The 25,051-nt window shown below is 64.5% G+C and carries 20 protein-coding genes; 12 read left to right on the top strand and 8 right to left on the bottom strand.

Annotated features, from left to right (window positions below; translation table 11 throughout):
- Positions 1–147: 147 nt before the first annotated feature.
- On the top strand, positions 148–468 hold the full coding sequence (gene rbfA, locus WS87_RS10485; protein WP_373557200.1) for a 30S ribosome-binding factor RbfA: 321 nt from the start codon (positions 148–150) through the stop codon (positions 466–468).
- Between the two features lie 13 nt (positions 469–481).
- Complete coding sequence (gene truB / locus WS87_RS10480; protein WP_059818066.1) at positions 482–1,414, top strand: tRNA pseudouridine(55) synthase TruB; 933 nt, start codon at positions 482–484, stop codon at positions 1,412–1,414.
- 90 nt (positions 1,415–1,504) lie between these two features.
- Here the strand turns inward: truB and WS87_RS10475 are convergent, their stop codons facing one another.
- The 4 genes from WS87_RS10475 to WS87_RS10460 form a co-directional block, all read right to left on the bottom strand.
- Entirely contained in the window at positions 1,505–3,064 is a 1,560-nt protein-coding gene (locus WS87_RS10475; protein ID WP_057924316.1) for a DHA2 family efflux MFS transporter permease subunit, read from the bottom strand.
- A 27-nt stretch (positions 3,065–3,091) separates the two neighbouring features.
- Positions 3,092–4,309, bottom strand: a complete 1,218-nt coding sequence (locus tag WS87_RS10470) for an HlyD family secretion protein (RefSeq protein ID WP_059701462.1) — start codon at positions 4,307–4,309, stop codon at positions 3,092–3,094.
- A gap of 52 nt (positions 4,310–4,361) precedes the next feature.
- Positions 4,362–5,858 carry an efflux transporter outer membrane subunit gene (locus WS87_RS10465; RefSeq protein WP_059818068.1) on the bottom strand — a complete coding sequence of 499 codons (1,497 nt, stop codon included), beginning with the start codon at positions 5,856–5,858 and terminating at the stop codon, positions 4,362–4,364.
- Positions 5,859–5,945: 87 nt separating this feature from the next.
- Positions 5,946–6,437, bottom strand: a complete 492-nt coding sequence (locus WS87_RS10460) for a MarR family winged helix-turn-helix transcriptional regulator (RefSeq protein ID WP_059818069.1) — start codon at positions 6,435–6,437, stop codon at positions 5,946–5,948.
- 346 nt (positions 6,438–6,783) lie between these two features.
- Between WS87_RS10460 and typA the strand changes: the two genes are divergently transcribed.
- From typA to WS87_RS10425, 6 genes are all read left to right on the top strand, one after another.
- On the top strand, positions 6,784–8,610 hold the full coding sequence (gene typA, locus WS87_RS10455) for a translational GTPase TypA (protein WP_059533039.1): 1,827 nt from the start codon (positions 6,784–6,786) through the stop codon (positions 8,608–8,610).
- Positions 8,611–8,927: 317 nt separating this feature from the next.
- On the top strand, positions 8,928–11,792 hold the full coding sequence (locus WS87_RS10445) for a 2-oxoglutarate dehydrogenase E1 component (RefSeq protein ID WP_059818071.1): 2,865 nt from the start codon (positions 8,928–8,930) through the stop codon (positions 11,790–11,792).
- Between the two features lie 136 nt (positions 11,793–11,928).
- The gene (gene odhB / locus WS87_RS10440; RefSeq protein ID WP_059691809.1) at positions 11,929–13,206 is read left to right on the top strand and encodes a 2-oxoglutarate dehydrogenase complex dihydrolipoyllysine-residue succinyltransferase; all 1,278 of its coding nucleotides are present in this window, start codon (positions 11,929–11,931) and stop codon (positions 13,204–13,206) included.
- Between the two features lie 81 nt (positions 13,207–13,287).
- Positions 13,288–14,718 carry a dihydrolipoyl dehydrogenase gene (gene lpdA / locus WS87_RS10435; protein WP_057924323.1) on the top strand — a complete coding sequence of 477 codons (1,431 nt, stop codon included), beginning with the start codon at positions 13,288–13,290 and terminating at the stop codon, positions 14,716–14,718.
- A 98-nt stretch (positions 14,719–14,816) separates the two neighbouring features.
- Entirely contained in the window at positions 14,817–15,914 is a 1,098-nt protein-coding gene (zapE, locus tag WS87_RS10430; protein WP_059818072.1) for a cell division protein ZapE, read from the top strand.
- Positions 15,915–16,058: 144 nt separating this feature from the next.
- On the top strand, positions 16,059–16,469 hold the full coding sequence (locus WS87_RS10425) for a transposase (protein WP_059691808.1): 411 nt from the start codon (positions 16,059–16,061) through the stop codon (positions 16,467–16,469).
- 102 nt (positions 16,470–16,571) lie between these two features.
- Here WS87_RS10425 and WS87_RS10420 read toward each other — a convergent pair whose 3' ends face one another.
- From WS87_RS10420 to WS87_RS10405, 4 genes are all read right to left on the bottom strand, one after another.
- Complete coding sequence (locus WS87_RS10420) at positions 16,572–17,033, bottom strand: DUF2147 domain-containing protein (RefSeq protein ID WP_059818074.1); 462 nt, start codon at positions 17,031–17,033, stop codon at positions 16,572–16,574.
- Between the two features lie 166 nt (positions 17,034–17,199).
- A complete protein-coding gene (locus WS87_RS10415; RefSeq protein ID WP_059818075.1) occupies positions 17,200–18,885 on the bottom strand; it encodes a ShlB/FhaC/HecB family hemolysin secretion/activation protein in 1,686 nt (561 codons plus the stop codon).
- Between the two features lie 144 nt (positions 18,886–19,029).
- Entirely contained in the window at positions 19,030–20,379 is a 1,350-nt protein-coding gene (locus WS87_RS10410) for a collagen-like triple helix repeat-containing protein (protein ID WP_059818077.1), read from the bottom strand.
- A gap of 40 nt (positions 20,380–20,419) precedes the next feature.
- Positions 20,420–22,108, bottom strand: a complete 1,689-nt coding sequence (locus WS87_RS10405) for a collagen-like triple helix repeat-containing protein (RefSeq protein WP_059818079.1) — start codon at positions 22,106–22,108, stop codon at positions 20,420–20,422.
- 667 nt (positions 22,109–22,775) lie between these two features.
- Here WS87_RS10405 and WS87_RS10395 point away from each other — a divergent pair.
- The 4 genes from WS87_RS10395 (at position 22,776) to cpaB (ending at position 25,035) form a co-directional block, all read left to right on the top strand.
- Positions 22,776–22,982 (top strand): Flp family type IVb pilin, encoded by a 207-nt coding sequence (locus WS87_RS10395; RefSeq protein ID WP_059533012.1) that lies wholly within the window; start codon positions 22,776–22,778, stop codon positions 22,980–22,982.
- Positions 22,983–23,069: 87 nt separating this feature from the next.
- Positions 23,070–23,570: an A24 family peptidase gene (locus tag WS87_RS10390; RefSeq protein ID WP_059818080.1), complete on the top strand. Its 501-nt coding sequence runs from the start codon at positions 23,070–23,072 to the stop codon at positions 23,568–23,570.
- Positions 23,567–24,010: a TadE/TadG family type IV pilus assembly protein gene (locus tag WS87_RS10385; protein ID WP_059533005.1), complete on the top strand. Its 444-nt coding sequence runs from the start codon at positions 23,567–23,569 to the stop codon at positions 24,008–24,010. Before WS87_RS10390 ends, WS87_RS10385 begins: the two co-directional genes overlap by 4 nt.
- An 89-nt stretch (positions 24,011–24,099) precedes the next feature.
- Positions 24,100–25,035, top strand: a complete 936-nt coding sequence (gene cpaB / locus WS87_RS10380) for a Flp pilus assembly protein CpaB (protein ID WP_059818082.1) — start codon at positions 24,100–24,102, stop codon at positions 25,033–25,035.
- The last annotated feature ends 16 nt before the right edge of the window (positions 25,036–25,051 follow it).

The following is a 25,051-nucleotide window of genomic DNA, read 5'->3' as shown; positions in this document are numbered from 1 at the left end:
CCGCCCATTTTCATGGTGGCGTGCCAGCGGCGCGCCGCTTTATCCTGATAAACGGATCACGGATCGATCATGTCCAGGAAACGTACTTCCCCCAATCGCAACGTTCAGATTGCAGACCAGATTCAACGCGATCTGTCCGAGCTCATCATGCGCGAGGTCAAGGACCCGCGCATCGGCATCGTGACCATCCAGAGCGTGGAGCTCACGCCGGACTATGCGCACGCGAAAGTTTATTTCACGGCGCTCACCGGCGATCCGGACAAGACGCAGGAAGCGCTGAATCACGCGTCGGGTCACCTGCACAACCTGCTCTTCAAGCGCCTGCACATTCATACGGTGCCGACGCTGCATTTCCATTACGACCAGACGATCGAAAAAGCGGTGGAAATGTCGCGTCTGATCAAGGAAGCCAACTCGACGCGCGCGAAGGACGACGACGAAGCCGACGCGCCCGCGAAGGACGAGTGAGCGCGCGCGCCCCATGAAGACTGCAGCTCCTCAGCGTCCACGCATGCCGCGGCGCGCGCTGGACGGCGTGCTCCTGCTGGACAAGCCGGTCGGCCTGTCGAGTAACGACGCCCTGATTCGCGCGAAGCGCCTGCTTCTCGCGAAGAAAGCCGGCCATACCGGCACGCTCGATCCGCTGGCCTCGGGTCTGTTGCCGCTGTGCTTCGGCGAGGCGACGAAGTTCTCGCAGGACTTGCTGGAAGCGGACAAGACCTACGAAGCGACGATGCGTCTCGGCGTGCGCACGACCACCGGCGATGCCGAAGGCGATGTGCTCGACACGCGCGCCGTCGAATGCGACCGGACGGCGGTGGCGGCGGCGCTTATGCGCTTTACCGGCGAGATCGTGCAGGTGCCGCCGATGTATTCGGCGCTCAAGCGCGACGGCAAGCCGCTGTATGAATATGCGCGCGCGGGCCAGACCGTCGAACGGGAAGGCCGCAACGTGACGATCCATGCGCTCGATCTGCTGGCCTGCGACCTGCCGGACGTGACGTTTCGGGTGACTTGCAGCAAGGGGACGTATGTACGCACGCTGGCGGAGGATATCGGCGAGGCGCTCGGCTGCGGCGCGCATCTGACGATGCTGCGTCGCACGGGCGTCGGCGCGCTGACGCTCGAACATGCGGTGACGCTCGACGCGCTGTCCGACGCCGCCGAAGCGGCGCGCGACGCGTGGCTTCAGCCGGTCGACGCGCTGCTGTCGACGTTTCCGCTGGTGCGTCTCGACGAAGCCTGCGCGAAGCGGTTCCTGCACGGCCAGCGTCTGCCGCTGTCGGCGCTCGATTCGATCGACGCGGCGGAGGGCGAGCGTGTGCGCGTGTACGACGCGGCACGGCTGCTCGGCGTGGCTCGCAAGGCCAACGGCGTGCTCGCACCTGAGCGCCTCGTCGTGACGGCAGTGTGATGCGCGGCGCGCAAGCGCCGTCGGCATGAAAGAAAGCCCGGTCGAAATCGACCGGGCTTTTTGTTTGGCGTGTGCGTTCGAGCGCGGTGCTCAGTGTGCAGCCGACGCCGCCGCACCCGCATCGCCGCCGCCCGCGCGTTCGGGCTTCGTGATCCAGATCAGTCCGATCAGCAGCACGAAGATCGCCGCGGAGATGTAGAACAGGTCGTTCACGCCGAGTTGCGCGGCCTGCTGCGTGGCCATGTTGTTGATGAGACCGTGCGCCTGGTCCTGCGTCAGCCCGAGGTTGCCCATCTGCGTGACGGCCTGGTTGAACGTCGGATTGTACGGGTTGGTCTGCTCGACCAGTTGCGCGTGGTGGAAATTGTTCCGGTGGTCCCACGCGGTCTGGAAGATCGAAGTGCCGATGCCGCCGCACATGATCCGCACGAAGTTCGACAGGCCCGATGCCGCGGGAATGCGGTGACCGGGCAGGCCGGACAGCGTGATCGACACGAGCGGGATGAAGAAGCCGGCCATCGCGATGCCTTGCACGAGCGTCGGCAGCGTCAGCGACCACTCGTCGACGCCGGTCGTGTAGCGCGAGCGCATCCAGAAGCACAGCGCGAACGTCAGGAATGCGGCGGTCGCGATGTAGCGTGGGTCCGTGCGTGGCAGGAACTTGCCGGTCAGCGGCGACAGCAGGATCGCGAACAGCCCGACGGGCGCCATCACGAGGCCTGCATCGGTTGCCGTGTAGCCGATCTGGGTCTGCAGCCACAGCGGCAGCAGCACGAGGTTGCCGAAATAGAGCCCGTAGCCGACCGCGAGGGCGATCGTGCCGCCTGTGAAGTTGCGCATCCGGAACAGCGACAAGTCGACGACCGGATGTTCGGCGGTCAGCTCCCAGATCACGAAGAACGCAAACGATATGACCGCGATCAGCGCGAGCGCGATGATCGTCGTCGACGCGAACCAGTCGAGATCCTTGCCCTTGTCGAGCATGATTTGCAGCGAGCCGACCCACAAGACGAGCAGCGCGAGGCCGACGCCGTCGATCGGCGCGCGACGCACCGTGGATTCGCGCGTGCGATAGATCGACCAGGTGGCCAGCGCGGCGGCGATGCCGACCGGGATGTTCACGTAGAAGATCCACGGCCAAGAATAGTTATCCGAAATCCAGCCGCCGAGGATCGGGCCCGCGACCGGTGCGATCAGCGTCGTCATCGACCATAGCGCGAGCGCCATCGGCGCTTTCGCGCGAGGGTAGCTCGACAGCAGCAGCGATTGCGACAGCGGAATCATCGGCCCGGCGACCGCGCCCTGGAGCACGCGCGATGCGAGCAGGAACGGCAGGCTCGGCGCCAGCCCGCACATCCACGACGAGATGACGAACAGGATGATCGACGCGAGGAACAGACGAACCTGCCCGAAGCGGTCGGTCAGCCAGCCGGTCAGCGGCACGGAGATCGCGTTCGCGACGGCGAACGACGTGATGACCCACGTACCCTGGTCGGACGATACGCCGAGGTCGCCCGAGATGGTCGGGATCGCGACGTTCGCGATGGACGTGTCGAGCACGTTCATGAACACCGCGAGCGATACCGCGATCGTTCCGAGCACGAGTTGCCCGCCCTGCAGGGGCGGGTGGGAGACAGGAGCCTGTGCCATGTCGGTAGTTTTCCGGAATCGGAGCCGTTACATCATCTTTGCGGTGCCGTTCGACTTCGCCGCGGCCGGTGCCGGCGCGTTGCCGCCGGCATTCTCGGCGATGATGCGCGCGATCTCGGCGTCGGCTTCGTCGCCGTACTTCGCGAACACGCTGGTCTCGTAGACTGTGTTCTTTGCGTTGACCAGCTGGTCGCCGCGCTCGTCCTTGATGTCGACGTCGACCTGCATCGACAGGCCGATGCGCAGCGGGTGCTTTTCCAGGTCCTTCGGATCGATCTCGATACGCACCGGCAGGCGCTGCACGACCTTGATCCAGTTGCCCGTCGCATTCTGCGCCGGCAGCAGCGAGAACGCCGAACCCGTGCCGGCCGAGAAGCCGACGACCTTGCCGTGGTAGACGGCCGACGAGCCGTAGATGTCAGCGGTCAATTCGACCGGCTGGCCGATGCGCATGTGCTTGAGCTGAACTTCCTTGAAGTTGGCGTCGACCCACACAGCGTTCAGCGGCACGACCGACATCAGCGGGTTGCCCGGCGACACGCGCTGGCCGACCTGCACCGAGCGCTTCGCGACATAGCCGGTGACCGGCGCGGGCAGCACGTTGCGCGCGTTCGCGAGGTATGCGTCGCGAACTTTCGCTGCCGCGGCCATCACGTTCGGGTGCGATGCGATCGTCGTGTTCGCGGTCAGTGCACGGTTCGAGGCGAGCTGCTGTTGCGCCGCGTCGACCGACGCCTGCGCGGCGCGCACCGCGTCGCGTGCGTGGGAAATTTCCTCCTGCGATACGGCGCCCGTTTGCGCGACGGCCATCCGGCGGCGCAGGTCGTCCTGCGCCTTCGACAGGTCGGACTGACGCAGCGCGACCTGCGCGCGGTACTGGTCGTCGTTGACGAACAGGCCGCGCACCTGGCGTACCGTCTGCGCGAGGTTGGCCTCGGCCTGCTGCAGCGCGACCTGCGAGTCGGCCGGATCGAGCACGACCAGCGGATCGCCGGCCTTGACCGTCTGCGTGTCGTCGGCCTTCACGGCGATCACGGTACCCGTGACCTGCGGCGTGATCTGCACGACGTTGCCGTTCACGTACGCGTCGTCGGTCTCTTCATGGAAGCGCGCGACCAGGAAGTAGTACAGACCGTACGCGATGGCAGCGATCACGATCACCGCGATCAGCAGCGTCATCATCCGTTTGCGCTTCCCGTTGTTCTGCGCCTGTGCGCTGGCGGCGTTTTGTTGAGGGTCGCTCATGGCGATTTTCTCCGTCCGTTATTTCGAGTGTCTGCGTAGTGGTGGCGCCGGATCAGTTGGCGGCCTGTTTTGTCTGCTTGTCGGCGTCGGGCGCGGCGAGCCGCGTGCCGGTCGCGTCGAACCCGCCGCCGAGCGCCTTGATCAGCGCGAGCTGCATGTCGCGCCGGCGCATCTTCAGGTTCGTCACCGTCTGTTCGGACGCGAGGCGGTTGCTGTCGGCGGTCAGCACCTGGAGCTGCGGCGACAGGCCGGCCTTGTAGCGGATCACGGCAAGGTCGTATGCACGCGTCGACGCGTCGAGCGCACGCTGCGCGTCGTCCATCTGGCGATCGACCGCGCGGATCGACGCGACCTGCGTCGCGACGTCGTTCAGCGCGCTGATGAGCGTCTGGTTGTAGTTCGCGACCGACAGGTCGAAGTCTGCATAGCGGCCCTTGAGCTGCGCGCGCAACGCACCGGCATCGAAGATCGGCAGGTGGATGGCGGGGCCGAACTGCGCCTGGCGGCTCGCGAAATTCAGGAATTTGCCCCAGCCGAACGCGTCGAAGCCGAAGCCGGCAGCGAGGTTGACGTCGGGGAAGAATTCGGCCTTCGCTTCCTTCACGTCGTGCATCGCGGCCTCGACCTGCCAGCGCGCGGCGACGATGTCGGGACGGCGCGACACGAGGTCGGCTGGCAGGTTGCCGGGCAGTGCGACTTCGCCGGTCGGGTTCATCACGGGCGCGGCGATCTGCAGCCCACGGTCCGGCCCCTTGCCGAGCAGCGCGGCGAGTTGGTAGCGCACGGTCGTGATCTGGCCGTCGAGGTCGGACAGCGACGCCTGGGTCGTCGCGATGTTGCCCCGCGCGGTCTGGCGCTCCACGTTGGTGTCGAGGCCGGCCGATACGCGGCCGTCGGTGATCTTGCCGACCGTCTGACGGTTGGTGATCTCGCGCTGCGCGATGTCGCGCAGCGCATACAGTTGCGCAAGCGAATTGTAGGTGCGGGCGACCGACGACGCGAGCGTGATGCGCGCCTGCTGCATGTCGGCTTCGGCGGCTTTTTCCTGCGACACGGCCGTATGCAGGCGCTCGCGGTTCTTGCCCCACAGGTCGAGATCCCACGACGCGCTCGCGAGCGCGTTGTTCTCGCTATACCACTGGCCGCCGTACGGCGGCGGGAACAGCGCGTTCGACGAATACAGCTCGCGCGTCCACGAATAGCTGGCTTCGGCCTTCGGCATCAGGTTCGAGCGCGACGATTCGATGTACGACGACGCCTTCGCGATGCGCGCCTGTGCCTGCGCGATCGACGGGCTGCCCTGGAGCGCCTCGTCGATCAGCTTCGGCAGCTGCGGATCGCCGAACTGGTTCGCCCAGTCGAGTGCCGGCCACTGGCCGCCCTGGGCGGGCAGGCTCTGGGCGGTTTCGAATTGCGACGTGGGAGCGATCTGCTTGTCGCTCTTGATGCCGATGTAGTTTGCGCAGCCCGCCAGTGCCAGCGCGGCGACCGCGGCGGCAACGGCGGCGCGGCACGACCCGGCGCGCACGGACAACGGGGAGGATTTCATCGCGCTGTTCCCTGACTCGGAATGAATGATGGACACTGCAAGGATTTCCTTACATTAATCTGTCAAAAGTAATTGTTATGGCAACTATTACGTGACGCTACCGCCGGCGGTCTCGCAATAGTTGCTGAGAATGCGGCGCAGCATGCTCTTCAGGAACCCGACTTCTTCAGGCGTAAAACCGTCCAGCAATTGGTCCAGTACGCTGCGAAACACCGGCGGCAGCCGCTCTGCCAGCGCGCGGCCTTCGTCGGTCAGCTCGAGACGCACGACCCGTCGATCCTCGATGCTGCGCACACGGGACAGCAGGCCGCGCTTCTCGACGCGATCGAGCAGGCGCGTGACCGCGCTCGCGTCGATCCCGTATTCCCGGGCGAGCTCCGCGGCCGTCGAGCATTTGCCGACCGCGATCATGAACAGCATGCTCGCCTGTGTGCCCGTGATGCCGAGCTCTTCCTGCGTGCGCTGTGTGACGAGGTTGGTCATCACCGATTTCACGCGCGACATCAGATAACCGACGCTGTCGTTCATCTGGTACGAGGACAGCGGCGAAATAGGCGATTGGGAAGGAGAATCCGACATAAAACCCTGAAGCTGCAATAGTTGACTAGGCAGCAGTATAGGCACAATTGCTTGCCGCGGCAAATGTTAATCGAACGGGCGAGGGCGCGCTCCGCGTCTCGAAATTCCCGTGTCGTCGTCAGGGTTTTCGGCTTCCCGTCGGCGGTGTCGGCCGGTCGATCTGCCGGCTCGATTTACCGGTCTGCGACGAGGGCAGGGAGGCGTCGTTTGCTGCGTTGCAAAGGCAGTCCAGCTTTCGACATCCTCACGTGCTATAATTTGCGGTTTCCAAGCTGCAACGCGCGCGCACGTGTCCCGGTGACTGACGAGCGTGCGCGTTTGCGCGTTCAACGATTTCCAGGTTTCTATGACCCGCGCCCTTCGTAACATCGCCATCATCGCTCACGTCGACCACGGCAAGACCACGCTCGTCGACCAACTGCTTCGCCAGTCCGGCACCTTCCGCGAGAACCAGCAGATTGCCGAGCGGGTGATGGACTCGAACGACATCGAAAAAGAGCGCGGGATCACGATTCTCGCGAAGAACTGCGCGGTCGAATACGAAGGCACGCACATCAACATCGTCGACACGCCGGGGCACGCGGACTTCGGTGGCGAGGTGGAGCGCGTGCTGTCGATGGTCGACTCGGTGCTGCTGCTGGTCGACGCCGTCGAGGGTCCGATGCCGCAAACGCGCTTCGTCACGAAGAAGGCGCTCGCGCTCGGTCTGAAGCCGATCGTCGTCATCAACAAGATCGACCGTCCGGGCGCGCGGATCGACTGGGTCATCAACCAGACCTTCGATCTGTTCGACAAGCTTGGCGCGACCGAAGAGCAGCTCGACTTCCCGATCGTCTACGCATCGGGCCTGAACGGCTACGCGTCGCTCGATCCGGCGACCCGCGAAGGCGACATGCGTCCGCTGTTCGAGGCGATCCTCGCGCACGTGCCGGTTCGCCCGGCCGACCCGGAAGCGCCGCTGCAGCTCCAGATCACGTCGCTCGACTTTTCGACGTACGTCGGCCGGATCGGCGTCGGCCGCATCACGCGCGGCCGCATCAAGCCGGGTCAACCGGTCGTGATGCGCTTCGGTCCGGAAGGCGACGTGCTGAACCGCAAGATCAACCAGGTGCTGTCGTTCAAGGGCCTCGAGCGCGTGCAGGTCGAGTCGGCGGAAGCTGGCGACATCGTGCTGATCAACGGTATCGAAGACGTCGGCATCGGCGCGACGATCTGCGCGGTCGATACGCCCGAAGCGCTGCCGATGATCACCGTCGACGAGCCGACGCTGACGATGAACTTCCTCGTCAACTCGTCGCCGCTGGCCGGCCGTGAAGGCAAGTTCGTGACGAGCCGCCAGATCCGCGACCGCCTGATGAAGGAACTGAATCACAACGTCGCGCTGCGCGTGAAGGATACCGGTGACGAAACGGTGTTCGAAGTGTCGGGCCGCGGCGAACTGCACCTGACGATTCTCGTCGAGAACATGCGCCGTGAGGGCTACGAGCTGGCCGTGTCGCGTCCGCGCGTCGTGATGCAGGAAATCGACGGCGTGCGGCACGAGCCGTACGAGCTGCTGACCGTCGACGTCGAGGACGAGCATCAGGGTGGCGTGATGGAAGAGCTTGGTCGCCGCAAGGGCGAAATGCTCGACATGGCGTCGGATGGCCGCGGTCGCACGCGTCTGGAATACAAGATCTCGGCGCGTGGCCTGATCGGCTTCCAGAGCGAATTCCTGACGCTGACGCGCGGCACGGGCCTGATGAGCCACATCTTCGACTCGTACGCACCGGTCAAGGACGGCTCGGTGTTCGAGCGCCGCAACGGCGTGCTGATTTCGCAGGACGACGGCGCTGCCGTGGCGTACGCACTGTGGAAGCTGCAGGATCGCGGCCGCATGTTCGTGAAGCCGGGCGATGCGCTGTATGAGGGCATGATCATCGGTATCCACAGCCGCGACAACGACCTCGTCGTGAACCCGATCAAGGGCAAGCAGCTGACCAACGTGCGTGCGTCGGGCACCGACGAAGCCGTGCGTCTCGTGCCGCCGGTCCAGATGTCGCTCGAATACGCGGTCGAATTCATCGACGACGACGAACTCGTGGAAGTGACGCCGCAGTCGATCCGTTTGCGCAAGCGCTTCCTGAAGGAGCACGAGCGTCGCCGCGCGAGCCGCGAAGGCGCGGTCGACTAAGCATCGGCTGTTCCCGTGCATGACGAAAAAGGCTGCCTTCGGGCGGCCTTTTTTGCATCTGCGCAGTGTGCAATCGGGCGGGTTGCAAAACACTGTTCCCGCGAGTCGTGGCAATCCGGCGAAACCCCGTCACGCGGTGCTTTCAGCCGCATTTCGCCGTGAACTTCGGTATCGGTTCTGTGATATGCTGCGCGCACGCAAGTTTTAGGTCCTTCCAAGCAAGACTTGATTCGCAATCCGCTAAACGGTCAGGCCGTGTCGCGGAAGGTTGAGTAACCCGCTATTTCTCGAGAAGCTCGAAGAAAGGTGAGCGTAAAATGTCAGATGTAATGAAGCAGTTTCAGCTGAACTCCTATCTGTTCGGCGGCAATGCTTCGTACGTTGAAGAACTGTACGATGCATACCTTAACAATCCGGCATCGGTGCCGGAGAACTGGCGAGAGTATTTCGACGCGCTGCAGAACGTGCCTGCAACCGACGGCTCGAACGCCAATGACGTTGCTCATTTCCCGATCGTCGAATCGTTTGCCGAGCGTGCGAAGGCCAATGCCTTCATCCCGCGCGAAAGCACGAGCAATCTGGCGACCGCGCGCAAGCAGGTCCACGTCCAGTCCCTCATCAGCGCATATCGCTTCCTCGGCTCGCAATGGGCCAATCTGGATCCGCTGAAGCGTCGCGAACGTCCCGCCATCCCCGAACTCGAACCCGCGTTCTACGACTTCTCCGAAGGCGACCTCGACCAGACGTACAGCGCAAGCAACCTGTATTTCGGTTTCGACCAGGCTTCGCTGCGCGACATCGTCAAGGGCCTGCGTGACACGTACTGCGGCACGATCGGCGCCGAATACATGTACATCAGCGATCCGGAGCAGAAGCGCTGGTGGCAGGAGCGCCTGGAATCGACCCGCGCGACGCCGTCCTTCTCGATCGACAAGAAGAAGCACATCCTGAATCGCCTGACGGCAGCGGAAGGCCTCGAGCGCTATCTGCACACCAAGTACGTCGGCCAGAAGCGCTTCTCGCTCGAAGGCGGCGAAAGCTTCATCGCGGCGATGGACGAAGTCGTCCAGCACGCAGGCAAGACCGGCGTGCAGGAAATCATCATCGGCATGGCACACCGCGGCCGTTTGAACGTGCTGGTCAACACGCTGGGCAAGATGCCGGCCGACCTGTTCGCCGAATTCGAAGGCAAGCACGTCGACGACCTGCCGGCAGGTGACGTGAAGTACCACAAGGGCTTCTCGTCGGACGTGTCGACCGAAGGCGGCCCGGTCCACCTGTCGCTCGCGTTCAACCCGTCGCACCTCGAAATCGTGAACCCGGTGGTCGAAGGTTCGGCGAAGGCACGGATGGACCGTCGCGGCGACGAAGACGGCCTGCAGGTGCTGCCGGTGCAGATCCACGGTGACGCGGCCTTCGCTGGCCAGGGCGTCGTGATGGAAACGCTGAACCTCGCGCAGACGCGCGGTTACGGCACGCACGGCACGCTGCACATCGTCATCAACAACCAGATCGGCTTCACGACGTCCGATCCGCGCGACGCGCGCTCGACGCTGTACTGTACCGACGTGGTCAAGATGATCGAAGCGCCGGTGCTGCACGTGAACGGCGACGATCCGGAAGCCGTCGTGCTCGCGATCCAGATCGCGATCGACTACCGGATGCAGTTCCACAAGGATGTCGTGATCGACATCGTCTGCTTCCGCAAGCTGGGTCACAACGAGCAGGACACGCCGGCGGTCACGCAGCCGCTGATGTACAAGAAGATCGCGCAGCACCCGGGCACCCGTGCGCTGTACGCCGAGAAGCTCGTGCAGCAGGGCGTGATCACCGCCGAAGACGCCGACAACTACGTGAAGGCGTACCGCAAGGCGATGGACGACGGCCACCACACCGTCGATCCGGTCCTGTCGAACTACAAGAGCAAGTATGCGGTCGACTGGGTTCCGTTCCTGAACCGCAAGTGGACGGATGCAGCCGATACGGCCGTGCCGCTCGCCGAACTGAAGCGCCTCGGCGAACGCATCACGACGGTCCCGGAAAACTTCAAGGTCCACCCGCTCGTCGAGCGCGTGATCAACGATCGCCGCAACATGGCGCGCGGCGACCAGCCGCTCGACTGGGGCATGGGCGAACACCTCGCATTCGCGTCGCTCGTCGCATCGGGCTACTCGGTGCGCCTGACGGGCCAGGACTCGGGCCGCGGCACGTTCACGCACCGTCACGCGGTGCTGCACGACCAGAACCGCGAACGCTGGAACGACGGCACGTACGTGCCGCTGCAGAACATCGCCGACGGTCAGGCGAAGTTCACGGTGATCGACTCGGTGCTGTCGGAAGAAGCGGTGCTGGGCTTCGAATACGGTTACTCGACCGCCGAGCCGAACACGCTCGTGCTGTGGGAAGCCCAGTTCGGCGACTTCGTCAACGGCGCGCAGGTCGTGATCGACCAGTTCATCTCGTCGGGCGAAGTGAAGTGGGGCCGCGTGTCGGGTCTCACGATGCTGCTGCCGCACGGCTACGAAGGCCAGGGTCCGGAACACTCGTCGACGCGTATCGAGCGTTTCCTGCAGCTGTGTGCCGATCACAACATGCAGGTCGTTCAACCGACGACGCCGGCACAGATTTTCCACCTGCTGCGTCGCCAGATGATCCGTCTGTTCCGCAAGCCGCTGATCGTCGCAACGCCGAAGTCGCTGCTGCGCCACAAGGAAGCGGTGTCGGACCTGTCGGAACTCGCGAAGGGTTCGTTCCAACCGGTGCTGGGCGAAACCGACGGCGGCATCGACGCGAAGAAGGTCAAGCGCGTGCTGGCGTGTTCGGGCCGCGTGTACTACGACCTCGTCGCGCATCGCCGCGAAGCGAAGGCGAACGACGTCGCGATCATCCGTATCGAGCAGCTGTATCCGTTCGCGCACAAGCAGTTCGAAGCCGAAATGAAGAAGTACGAGAACGCGACTGAAGTGGTCTGGGTGCAGGACGAGCCGCAGAACCAGGGCCCCTGGTTCTACGTCGAGCACCACCTGAAGGAAGGCATGAAGGAAGGGCAGAAGCTGGCATACAGCGGCCGTCCGGCTTCGGCCTCGCCGGCGGTTGGCTACTACGCGAAGCACTACGAGCAGCAGAAGGCCCTCATCGAAGGTGCGTTCGGCCGCCTGAAGAGCGCATCGATCGCGAAATAATCGACGTCAAGCGAAACGGGAAGGCGCGCAGCGCTTTCCCGTGTCTTTTGGCCCGCCGGGCGCGTCGCGCGCCGCATCGGCCGAAGGAATCGCACGAACCTCGTCATTACCCAGATTAAGCATCCAGGAAAATCACATGGCTATCGTAGAAGTCAAAGTCCCCCAGCTTTCGGAGTCGGTTTCGGAAGCCACCATGCTGCAGTGGAAGAAGAAGCCGGGCGAAGCAGTCGCGCAGGACGAAATCCTGATCGAACTCGAGACCGACAAGGTCGTGCTCGAAGTGCCGGCACCGGCCGCGGGCGTGCTCGCGCAAGTGCTGCAGAACGACGGTGACACGGTCGTCGCCGACCAGATCATCGCGACGATCGACACCGAAGCGAAGGCAGGTGCTGCCGAAGCAGCGGCGGGCGCCGCCGAAGTGAAGCCGGCCGCAGCACCCGCTGCAGCCGCACCGGCAGCACAGCCGGCTGCCGCGGTTGCATCGAGCTCGGCAGCCGCATCGCCGGCCGCAGCGAAGCTGCTGGCCGAGAAGGGCCTGTCGGCAGGCGACGTCGCCGGTTCGGGCCGCGACGGCCGCGTCACGAAGGGCGACGCGCTGGCCGCAGGCAGCGCACCGAAGGCCGCTCCGGCCGCCGCACCGGCGAAGACCGCCGCTGCAAAGCCGTCGCTGCCGGAAGTGAAGGTGCCGGCGTCGGCCACGACGTGGCTCAACGATCGTCCGGAACAGCGCGTGCCGATGTCGCGTCTGCGTGCGCGTATCGCCGAGCGTCTGCTCGAGTCGCAGCAGACCAACGCGATCCTGACGACGTTCAACGAAGTCAACATGGCTCCGGTCATGGAACTGCGCAACAAGTACAAGGACAAGTTCGAGAAGGAACATGGCGTGAAGCTCGGCTTCATGTCGTTCTTCGTGAAGGCGGCCGTGCATGCGCTGAAGAAGTTCCCGCTCGTGAACGCGTCGATCGACGGTAACGACATCGTCTATCACGGTTACTTCGACATCGGTATCGCCGTCGGCTCGCCGCGCGGCCTCGTGGTGCCGATCCTGCGCAATGCCGATCAACTGAGTCTCGCGGACATCGAGAAGAAGATCGCCGAATTCGGCCAGAAGGCGAAGGACGGCAAGCTGTCGATCGAGGAAATGACGGGCGGTACGTTCTCGATCTCGAACGGCGGCGTGTTCGGCTCGATGCTGTCGACGCCGATCATCAACCCGCCGCAGTCGGCCATCCTCGGCGTGCACGCGACGAAGGAGCGCCCGGTCGTCGAAAACGGCCAGATCGTGATCCGTCCGATCAACTACCTGGCACTGTCGTACGACCACCGGATCATCGACGGCCGCGAAGCCGTCCTGTCGCTCGTCGCGATGAAGGACGCGCTGGAAGATCCGGCACGCCTGCTGCTCGACCTGTAAGCCGAGTCTCACTGCATTGACCCGCTCCGCACGCTCGCGTACACGCGCGACCGTGCGGGCGTACAAGTAGAAAGGATTGTCATGTCCAAGGAATTTGACGTCGTCGTGATCGGCGCCGGCCCCGGCGGCTACATCGCCGCGATTCGCGCCGCGCAGCTCGGCAAGACCGTTGCCTGTATCGAGAAGTGGAAGAACCCGGCCGGCGCGCTGAAGCTCGGCGGTACCTGCCTGAACGTCGGCTGCATCCCGTCGAAGGCGCTGCTCGCCTCGTCGGAAGAGTTCGAGAACACGTCGCATCACCTGGCCGACCACGGCATCACGGTCGACGGCGTGAAGATCGACGTCGCGAAGATGCTCGGCCGCAAGGATGCGATCGTCGAGAAGATGACGAGCGGGATCGAGTTCCTGTTCAAGAAGAACAAGATCACCTGGCTGAAGGGCCATGGCAAGTTCACCGGCAAGACCGACGCCGGCGTGCAGATCGAAGTGAGCGGCGAGGGCGAGGCCGAAGTCGTCACCGCGAAGAACGTGATCATCGCGACGGGCTCGAAGGCGCGTCACCTGCCGAACATCCCGGTCGACAACAAGATCGTGTCGGACAACGAAGGCGCGCTGACGTTCGACTCGGTGCCGAAGAAGCTCGCCGTGATCGGCGCAGGCGTGATCGGCCTCGAACTCGGCTCGGTGTGGCGTCGCCTCGGCGCCGAAGTGACGGTGCTCGAAGCGCTGCCGGCGTTCCTCGGCGCAGCCGACGAAGCGCTCGCGAAGGAAGCGGCCAAGCTGTTCAAGAAGCAAGGCCTCGACATCCATCTCGGCGTGAAGATCGGTGACGTGAAGACGACGGCGAACGGCGTGTCGATCGCCTACACCGACAAGGACGGCAACGCGCAGACGCTCGACGCCGACCGCCTGATCGTGTCGGTCGGCCGCGTGCCGAACACCGACAACCTCGGCCTCGAGGCGATCGGCCTGAAGGCGAACGAGCGCGGTTTCATCGACGTGGACGACCACTGCCGTACCGCGGTGCCGAACGTCTATGCGATCGGCGACGTGGTGCGTGGCCCGATGCTCGCGCACAAGGCGGAAGACGAAGGCGTGCTGGTCGCGGAAGTGATCGACGGCCAGAAGCCGCACATCGACTACAACTGCATTCCGTGGGTGATCTACACGTACCCGGAAATCGCATGGGTCGGCAAGACGGAACAGCAACTGAAGGCCGAAGGCCGCGAGATCAAGTCGGGCAAGTTCCCGTTCTCGATCAACGGCCGCGCGCTCGGCATGAACGCGCCGGACGGTTTCGTGAAGATGATCGCGGATGCGAAGACCGACGAACTGCTCGGCGTGCACGTGATCGCCGCGAACGCGTCGGACCTGATCGCGGAAGCCGTGGTGGCGATGGAGTTCAAGGCGGCGTCGGAAGACATCGCCCGCATCTGCCATCCGCACCCGTCGATGTCGGAAGTGATGCGCGAAGCGGCGCTCGCCGTCGACAAGCGCTCGCTGAACAGCTGAGCGCGATATAGCGCCGGTCGACCATCGGCCGGCGCAGCCGTCTCATGACGAAGGCGGGCGGGGTTTCCCGTCCGCCTTCGTTTTTTCCGGTTTGCCCGATGAACGTCACCGAATACTACACGCGCGAACTGACCACGCGCGGCTATCAGTCCGATCCCGCCCAGCGCGCGGCCGTCGATCGCCTGCAGTGCTGTTTCGACGAGTGGGTCGAATACAAGGCGCGTCGCTCGAACGCGTTCAAGAAGCTCATCAATCATCCGGACCTCCCGCGCGGCGTCTATATGTGGGGCGGCGTCGGTCGCGGGAAGAGCTTCCTGATGGACAGCTTCTACGCGGTGGTGCCCGTGCAGCGCAAGACGCGCCTGCATTTCCACGAATTCATGCGTGAGGTACACCGCGAACTCGAGGAGCTGAAAGGGCAGGCCGATCCGCTCGACGAGCTCGCGCGACGCATCGCGAAGCGCTACCGGCTGATCTGCTTCGACGAATTCCATGTGTCGGACATCGCGGACGCGATGATCCTGTACCGGCTGCTCGATCGCCTGTTCAACAACGGCGTGCAGTTCGTGATGACGTCCAACTACGATCCCGACGATCTGTATCCCGACGGCCTGCATCGCGACCGCATGCTGCCGGCGATCGCGCTGATCAAGCAGAAGCTCGACGTGCTGAACGTCGACGCGGGCGTTGACTATCGCCAGCGCACGCTCGCGCAGGTGCAGATGTACCACACGCCGCTCGGCGCGGATGCCGATCGCGAACTGCGTCATGCATTCGCGAAGCTCGCCGCGGTGCCGGACGAAAGCCGGATCCTGCATATCGAGAAGCGCGAGCTGAAGGCGCTGCGCAAGGCCGACGGGGTCGTCTGGTTCGATTTCGCGACGCTGTGCGGCGGCCCGCGTTCGCAGAACGATTATCTCGAGCTTGCCAGCCGCTTCCATGCGATCGTGCTGTCGGACGTGCCGCAGATGTCGCCGCGGATGGCGTCCGAGGCGCGGCGCTTCACCTGGCTCATCGACGTGCTGTACGACCACAAGGTCAAGCTGCTGATGTCCGCGGCGGTACCGGCGGAGCAGTTGTACGTCGAAGGGCCGATGGCGAACGAATTCGCGCGCACGGTTTCGCGGATCGTCGAGATGCAGTCGAAGGAATACCTCGAGACGCGGCGCCGCATCGTCGATACTTCGCTGACCTGATCGCGGTTTTCGGCAAATGACGGACTTCAAACGTCAATTCCGGTTAAATTATCGCGATCTCGGGGTAATTTCGGATTTGTCTTATATTCATGGTTGAGGGCTGTCGATATCGTTGAGTCATGGTTCCTAAGGCTGGAGATGTCCATGACACCGTATCGCGATCTGACCGACCATGAGTGGCGCTGCGTCGTACCGCTTCTGCCCGAAATGCAGCCGCGCACCGAGTTGCGCGGCCGTCCGTTGGCCAACACGCGCGCCGTCCTGAACGGCGTACTCTGGGTGATTTACAGCGGCGCGACCTGGTCCGCGATGCCGCGTCGCTACCCGTCGTACCAGACGTGCCATCGCCGCTTCAAGGTATGGCACGAGACCGGCACGTTGATGCAGGTGATGCGCGAGCTGTATGGCGACGCCGGCGTGAATCTGTGCAAGGAGCTGGCCACGCGGATGCGCAAGCACGCGCAGTCGAAGGCGGCGGAGGTGCGCAGTGCTGCGGCGCCGGCGTATCGTGCACCGGGCGGCTATGCGGCGGATGCGCTGAAGCGTGCGGCATGACGTTGGTCGAATTCATTCGCGCCCGCATCAAAACAAAATCGGCCTGACGACATCGTCGCAGGCCGATTTTTCATTACGTTGCGCGTATCGACGCGCGTCGCGTTATTGCGCGCGAACCCAGGTCTGCGACCGGCCGAGCAGCGACACGCCGATATAGCCGCGCACGACGAGCTTCTGGCCGCCGTCTTCCAGCGACATCTTGCACTTGTAGACCTTGCCGTTTTCCGGGTCGAGGATATTGCCGCCGTCCCAGTGGTCGCCGTCCTTCTTCATCGCCTTGATGATCGTCATGCCCTTGATGAGCTGATCCTTGCGCTCGTCCGTGCATGCGGTGCAGCGGCGATCGGGCGTGTCGTTGGCGCCGAGGCCCTTGACGACCTTCCCCGCCAGTGAGCCTTCGCCGTCATCGGCGATCTGCACGAGCGCCTTCGGCTGATGCGTGTTGTCGTCGATCGTCTGCCACATGCCGACGGGGCTGTCGGCTTGGGCGAACGTAGGGGCGGCGCAAGCGAGCAGCGCGCTTGCAATGGCCAGCGTGCGCAACGGGCGGGTCAGTTGAATCATCGTCTTCCTCCTTGTTTCATGTCGTATTCGATGCGCTCGCACGACCGTCTGCATGGGGCGGTGGCATGTTGCGAGCTTTGCCAGAATACGTGAAACCGCGCGCTGCGTTTGATAGAGGGGGCTCTAATCCAAACGGCCCGCGCGACGCGGGCTGTTTGGTGACCGATCAGTTGAGCTGGTACGAGAACGCGGCATTCACGCGCGGGCTGCGCGATGCGCTTTCAACCGGCGCATCGCCGACCGGCTTCGCGATATTCAGGTCGAGACTGTAGTAACGGCTGTCCGTAAACCGCACGCCGATACCGACCGACGACAGGCGGCTCGGCGACGGCGTGCCGGTATGCAGATACACGCGCGCCATGTCGTACGCAATGTACGGCGTAATGGATTTCATATACGTCCAGCCCGGCGTGAATCCGCGGTTGACCTCCAGCGACATCCCCCAGCCCGAGTCGCCGGACGTTTCGCCGGGCTGGTAGCCGAGCGCATAGCGCGTCGAACCGAACGAGATCTGCTCCGACGTCGGCAGCGAGTCGGGGCTGTACTGGCCGGTCAGCGAGACCGACGTGCCGATTTTGAACGGCCATTCGTTGGTCTGCGTGAAGGTTGCGCCGGTGCGCACGAACGTCAGCGAGATCGGGCTGTCAACCGATGTCGTGTTCGAGCCGATCGTGATGTCCTGCGATTTCGACGCGCCGAGAATGTTGAAACCCTTCGCGACGTTGACGCTCAGCTTCTGTACCTGCTTGGCCGACACGCTCGTGTAGTCGAGCTGCATTTGCAGCACGCGGACCTGCGAGCGCGTGTCGATGCTGTTGCCGCTGATCTTGTTCTGGTAACGGTCCTCGTTGTGCGACGCATAGCCCGACACGGTGCCGAGCAGGCTGCGCTGGTTGTTCAGCAGCAACGGATAGGATGCCGAAAGACCGAGCTTCTCGTTCTTGACCGTACGCTCGACGGTCGACGGCAGGCCCGGGTTGTCGGTCGGCTTGCCGCGATACGTGCTGGCGTCGAGGCGTGTGACCAGCCCGCTGCTGCCGACCGGCACCGCACCGCTGAACGCGACGTAGGTTTGCTTGTCGCGTCCGGGCGGCACCAGCGCGGAAATGCTCAATTGTTCGCCGAACGACGTGAGGCCGTTCTCCGTCGCGGTGATGAGGCCCTGGACGCCGGGGTGATTGAAGTCGATGCCGGTGCTGATGTTGAATGCCTTGCGGTCGACGGCCAGTTCGAGCGTCGTGGCGCCGTCGGTCGTTTGCGGCGGCGGCACGTTGGCCTTCACCGTCACCCCGGGCAGGAGGCCGAACGTGTTCACGTAGCGTTCGAACGTCGCGCGGCGCAGCGGGCGATCGGCCGTGATGTGCGCGGCGATCGCGCGGATTTTCGATTCCATCGCGCCGGGCTTGCCGGTGACCTTGACGTCCGACACATAGCCTTCGACGACCGTGACGCGCACGACGCCGTTCTCGAACGTCTGCGCGGGAATGAACGCGAACGACAGCGCATAGCCGCGATCCTGATACAGCTTGGTCACGCCGTTCGCGGTTTCGATCAGCTCGCCGATCGTGATGTCCTTGCCGACGAGCGGCGTGAAGCGACGCGAGATTTCGTCGAAGGGCACCGACTTCACGCCTTCGACCTGGAACGTCGTCGGTGTCAGGTGTCGCGACAGCAACTCCTGGAGTTGCGGTGCTTGCGGCGCGACCTGCACGGTGACGCTCGGGCCTTTCTTTGGTGCGTTGATCTGGGGGAGCGAATCGAGCGGATTACCTGCCGCGCGCGTCTGTGCATGTGCCGTGCCTGCCGCTGCGATGGCGAGCAGCATCATCCATCTGTCGAGTCTGGATTTCATTGTTCTTCCTCGTAGGCCTTGCTTTTCGTCTTCTTTCTAATGCAGGCGCGCGACACCAGGGTGTCGCGCGCCGCTTGCCGCATTGCCGGTTGTGTTTGTACGGCCGCGCCTCATGCTCCGGCTGCAAAGGCGCGACCGTCCTCCTTACTTGCCAACGCTACCCAGCGTGCCCAGCAACCCCGTTACCGGCGCGAGGAGCCCCGTCGAGCTGCCCGACGATGCCGTCCCCGTCGCGCCGCCGACGAGCGACGTGACCGGTGCGAGCGGATTCGACGAAGCCCCGGACCCCGCTGCACCGCCGACTGCTCCGGTGACAGTATTCAGCAAACCGGTGACGGGCGCGAGAGGGTTTGCCCCGCCTGCGCCACCCGTTGCGCCGCCGAGCGTGCCCGTCAGCGTCGACACGAGACCGGTGACCGGTGCGAGCGGGCTGCTGCCCGAGCTGCCCGTTGCGCCACCGACTGCGCCGGTGAGCGAACCGAGCGGCGTCGAACCGAGACCGGACAGCAGGCCGCCGAGCGGGTTCGTCGAGCTGGAGCCCGACGACGAGCCGTTCTGTACGTTAGCCGTCGAGCCACCGACGAGGCTCGTGATCAGGCCGGGGATCGGCGCCGCGCCGTTCGGCCCGTTCGGGTTCACGAGGCCGCCTGCATTGGTCACGGTGTTGCCGACCGCGGTGACGAGCTGGCCGACATCGCCGACGAGCGGCTGATTCGACGTGCTGCCGACCTGCTTGCCCGCCGAGCTGATTGCGCCGCCGATCTGGCCCAGCAGGCCCGACACCGGTTGTCCGAGACCCGTGGTCGTGCCGACCTGCTGCGTGACCTGGCCCGCGGTGATCACCAGCGGCGTGATCGCCGAGCTGAGCGGTTGCGTCACTTGCTGCACGGCGCCCGACGACAGCGTCGAGCCGATCGTCGTGCCCGCGGCCGACAGGCCGTTGGCGACCGTGTCGAGCACGGTGCCGACCGGCGTCGTGACGGGTGCGAGCGGTGCGAGCGGACCCGTGCCGAGCGCCTTGACCGTCGAGCTCAGCCCGGACACGGTATTGCTCGTCGCGCCGACGACATTCCCGAGGCCGGCGACCGTCGTGCCGACGGGATCCTTGATCGAGCCGGTCTGTCCGAGCCCGTTGCTCAACGCATCGGCGGCCGCGTTGATGATCGTGCCGGTGCTCGAGACGGTGCTGCCGACGCCCTTCGTCACGCCGTCGCCGAGACCCGGCAGGCTGACGTTGCCGATCGTGCTGCCGAGATCCGTTGCGGTCTGGCCGACCGTGCTGACAGCGCCCTTGGTGCCGGTGGACGAGCCACTGGTGCCGCTCGTGCCGCTGGTACCGCTCGTGCCGCTGGAGCTGCCGCCGTTGCTGCTGGTCGGCGGCGTGCTGACGCTGTTGCCGCCGCAGGCAGCCAGCAGGCACGCCGCGGCGAAGGCGGTGAGGGGTACGCGCCACTGGCGCAGGACGACCGTCGTGATGGAACGTTGCTGGGACATGATGGACTCCTCGCTGTCTTGTCGATGAATGGATGTTCGATTACTTGCCGTGCGTGCCGCCGAGCAGGCCGCCGATCAGCGACGTGACAGGCGCGAGCAGGTTCGAGCCCGAGCCCGAGTTCGTGACACCGCCCGTGCTGCCGCTCAGTGCCGGTACGCCGACCGTGCTGGTGACGGAGGACACGGCGCCCGTCACGGGGGCGAGCGGGTTGCCGGCGCCTGCGCCGCCCGTTGCGCTGCCGAGCGCGCCGGTGACCGTGGAGACCAGGCCCGTGACCGGCGCGAGCGGACCGCTGCTGCCGCCGGCCACGCCGCCGAGTGCGCCCGTGACGGTGGAGACAAGGCCGGTGACCGGCGCGAGCGGGCCGCCGCTGGTGCCGCCCGCCGCGCCGCCGAGTGCGCCGGTGACGGTGGAGAGAAGGCCGGTGACCGGCGCGAGCGGACCGCCGCTGGTGCCGCCCGTCGCGCCGCCGAGCGCGCCGGTGACGGTCGAGACGAGGCCCGTAACCGGGGCAAGCGGACCGCCGCTGGCGCCGCCCGTCGCGCCGCCGAGTGCGCCGGTGACGGTCGAGACGAGGCCCGTAACCGGGGCAAGCGGGCCGCCGCTGGTGCCGCCCGCTGCACCGCCGAGCGTGCCGGTGACCGTCGTGAGGAGGCCCGTGAGCGGCGCGAGCGGGTTGGTTGCGCCGCCGGTGCCGCCCGTGAACACGCCGCCGACAGCCTTCACGGTATTGCCGGTCGACGAGACGGTGTTGCCGAGGCCGGTCGTGACGGGGTTGCCGCCCGTCGATGCGATCAGCGCGCCGCCTTGGTTCAGGCCGTTGCCGATCGTGCCGAGCAGCATGTTGAGCGGGGCGCCGAGGCCGGTGGCCGTCCCGATCGTCTGCGTCGTCTGACCGACCATCGTCGTGATCGGCGTGATCGCCGAGCTGACCGTCTGCGTGACCTGCTGGATCGGGCCGGTCGACAATACGTTGGACAGCGTGGTGCCGCCGTTCGATACGGCGTTGCCGACCTGCGTCACGAGGCCACCGACGGCGCCGGTGACGGGCGCGAGCGGCGACAGCGGGCCGGTGCCGAGGCTCGTGACCAGGTTGCCGGTTTGCGTGACGGCGCCACCGAGCTGGTTCACCACGCCGCCGGTGCTGGCGACCGTGACGCCGATCGGGTCCTTCGTCGCGCCGAGTTGGCCGAGACCGTTGCCGAGGCCATTGCCGAGCGCCGTTACCGCGCCGCCGACGTTCTGCACGATGCCGCCTGCCGCCTGCGTCGTGCCCGGGTTGACGCCGGGCAGCGACTGGCCGGCGATCACGGAGCCGAGGCCGGATACGGTGCCGCCGAGATTCGTGACGAGATTGCTGCTGCTTGCGAGGACGGTTCCCACCGCGTTCGACGACACACCGGAGGTGCCGCTCGTGCCGCTGCTCGTTCCACTCGTGGTGCCGCTGGTGCTGCCGCTCGTCGAACCGCTCGTCGAGCCGCTCGTGCTGCCGCTGGTCGAGCCGCTGGTGCTACCCGAGGTGCTGCCGCTCGTCGAACCGGACGTGCCGCCCGAGGTGCCGCCGCCCGACGTGGAGATCGAATCGCCACCGCCCGAGCTGGAGCCGCCGCTGAGCCCCTTGCTGATGGAGCCGGAGCCGCCGCACGCGGAGAGGGAAAGCATGGCTGCCACGGTGGCCGCGATCATTGTCGTCCGGAGCGTGCCATGAGGGATAACCTGAATGTCCATTTCGTCCTCGCATTGAAGCTGATGTTGTGTTGAGTGATGCGCGGATTACTCTGCAACTGTCGTGCCATTTCGATGGCCGACAGTTCGACGATTGGTTTTAAACGAGGCAATTCCTTGTCGGAAAAGGGATTTAGGCAAATTGAAAGATTGTTGAATCTGTTTAAGGGCAGTCAAATGAGAACGGTTTCGGCCGTTTCGTAACGTAACGTCACAACATTGGCGTTACGCGTGCGGCGTAACGTGAGGGGCGGGTAGGGCTGGCGGGCGGTCTGATTGTTTTACTGGTGGATTAGGTGTGCACATCTAACCTATCGTAAATCCTATGTGTAAATCGTACCGAAACACCGTACAAATACGTTGTGCTCCCGGAAAGTTTTTTCGGCCCGGTCTTAAAAGAGGTTGGAAGTTAAATAGGAACGGATATAGAATCCGGAGCAGGTGTAAGGAAATGTACAGTTCGGTACACGACGTTCGAGGAGGGTCACTATCGCGAATGTTAACTTGCATCAAATTGTGATACGCACCCCTCGGGGTGACATATAAAGAAAGCGCACTCGGCTGTCGTTTCACATGTGTAACGAACGGCGCGAGGCAAGGGCCAGATATACGGGGACGCACAACGTATAAAAGGCCAAAGAACGTACACACAGGCACGAGGAATTAAAAAATGAAAGCACTCATCAAGCGCTTCCTTAAGGAAGAAGACGGGGTTACCGCGATCGAGTATGGTCTGATTGCGGGGCTGGTCGCTGTCGCCATCATCGCCGGTGTATCGTCGCTCGGCACCAATCTCAATTCGATGTTCTCGACCATCGGCACGTGCGTCAGCACGGTCGGTAGCTCGGGCACGGCCGCGGCGTGCAAATTGGGTTAAGCAGTCCCAATCATTGTCTTTCGGCGTGATATCGGGCGGCTTGCTGCGGCGAGCCGCTCAACTTATATCCGCGACCGGTCTGGCGCGATGGCATATCTATTTTCTATCGGGGCGTTCCTGGCCTGGGCAGTGCTCGTCACGGCCAGTGATATTCATTCCCGGCGTATTCCGAATTTGCTCGTTGTCGGCGGGTTGGTCGCCGCATTTGCAAGCGCCTTTTACGGTGCAAATCCGTTCGGCATCGGACGCGTCCAGGCGCTGTTCGGCACGTTCGTCGGTCTGGTGGGCCTTCTCCCGTTCTTTTTCCTGGGGGTGATGGGCGCGGCCGACGTGAAGGTGTTTGCCGTCCTCGGCGCGTGGTGCGGCGTTCATGGCCTGATGTGGCTCTGGATCGCCGCAAGCCTTGTGGCGGGGATTCACGCGCTTGCCGTGCTGTTGTTGTCTCGCACGCCGCTCGGTACGTTGTGGCGGCGTGGCGCACCGGCGTCGATGATCGGTCGATATCGCGCGACGCCTTATGGCGCGTGCCTTGCAATCCCTGCGGCTGTATGGCTCGTCTGCCTCGTCGCGGGTGGGAGCGTGCGATGAAGCGGCAGAGAAAGCGGTGCGGATACGGGCGGCAGCGCGGAGCGACTGCAGTCGAATTCGCAATCATATTTCCGCTTTTCTTCGTGATCTGCTACGGGATCATTTGTTTCGGAATGGTTTTCGTGATTCAGCAAAGTTTGACGTTCGCCGCCAGTGAGGGCGCGCGCGCGGCCTTGAATTACGCCCCGGATTTGACGACTCGAACCGCGAAGGCGCAGGCGACCGCGAAAGACGTCGTCGGCTGGCTGAATATCAGCGCGCCGAATGTCGTGGTGAAGGCACCTGCATGCAAATACGACGCGTCGCTGTATTGCCTGTCGGTAACGGTGAGCTATTCGCCGCAAGCTTGGGTAACGACCATGCCCTTCGTGGGCACCATTCTGACCCAACCGCTGACAAGCACGGCAGTCGTCCAGATTTCGCAGTCGTTGCTTCAATGAGTTGCACATCGCGACGAGGCGGTTTTTTGTCGTGTTAATTGTCAGACAAAAAGATTTGCACGGACCTTATCCGGTATCCATACGACAACATGGCCAATAACGTAACGAAGATCATCGCGGGGCTGCTGATTGCGATCGCCGTTCTGCTCGGAATCTATGCGTGGATGCTCGGGCGCAGTTCGTCTAGTCCTGTCCCGGCGCAACCGGCAGCGGCCGCGACCCCGGTGCCGGTCGTGGTCGCGACGCGCACGCTGTCGGTCGGTCAGCCGATCGCCGCAGACGCGTTGAAGATTCAGCCGACCGCACCAGCGCCGGCAGGGGCGTTTTCCGATCCGGCCACACTGGTCGGTCGCGTACCGGCGCGCGACATTCCGGCATCGGCACCCGTCGTCTCGGGCGCACTGGTGTCGGGTCTTGCCGAGGACGTCGAGCCGGGCGAACGCGCAATCGCGGTTCGCGTCGACGAGACCAATGCGGTCGGCAACCGCCTTCGGCCCGGTAATTTCGTCGACGTGTTCCTGAACCTGAAGCGGGAGGGAGGTGGCGCGATGTTCGACGGTGAAGTCTCGCAGACGCAGGCGCGGCTCCTGATGTCGAAGGTTCGCGTGCTGTCGTTCGGCGATGCGACGCCGGATCGCGACAGCGGCAACAACACGAACGGCAGCAATGGCCAGCCGAGCAACACGCGCATCGCGGTACTCGCGGTGCCGACCGCGCAGGTCGATGCGTTGACTCTCGGCGAGGCGAGCGGCCGGTTGACGCTCGCGCTGCGCAACCCGCGCGACGACGAGCTCGCGACGCAGACGGTGGCGGTGCGCACGGACAACAAGCTGTCGCCGTCGGCGCTTGCCGCGGCCGGCGTATCGCTGCAACAGCTGTCCGGCACGTCGAGGACCGCTGTGGCCAACGTGAACGTGCCGCCGCTGCCGTCGCGCTTGCCACCGGCGATGCGACCAGGCGGCAGCGGGGGCGGGGGTAGCATCGAGGTGATCCGCGGCGGCCGGTCGGAAACGGTCGCGTATTGAACAACATCGATGGCAA

The organism is Burkholderia sp. MSMB0856, from assembly GCF_001524645.2.
Taxonomy (GTDB): domain Bacteria; phylum Pseudomonadota; class Gammaproteobacteria; order Burkholderiales; family Burkholderiaceae; genus Burkholderia; species Burkholderia diffusa.
Note: the sequence above shows the minus strand (reverse complement) of the source record. Positions and strands in the feature narration are given on the sequence as shown.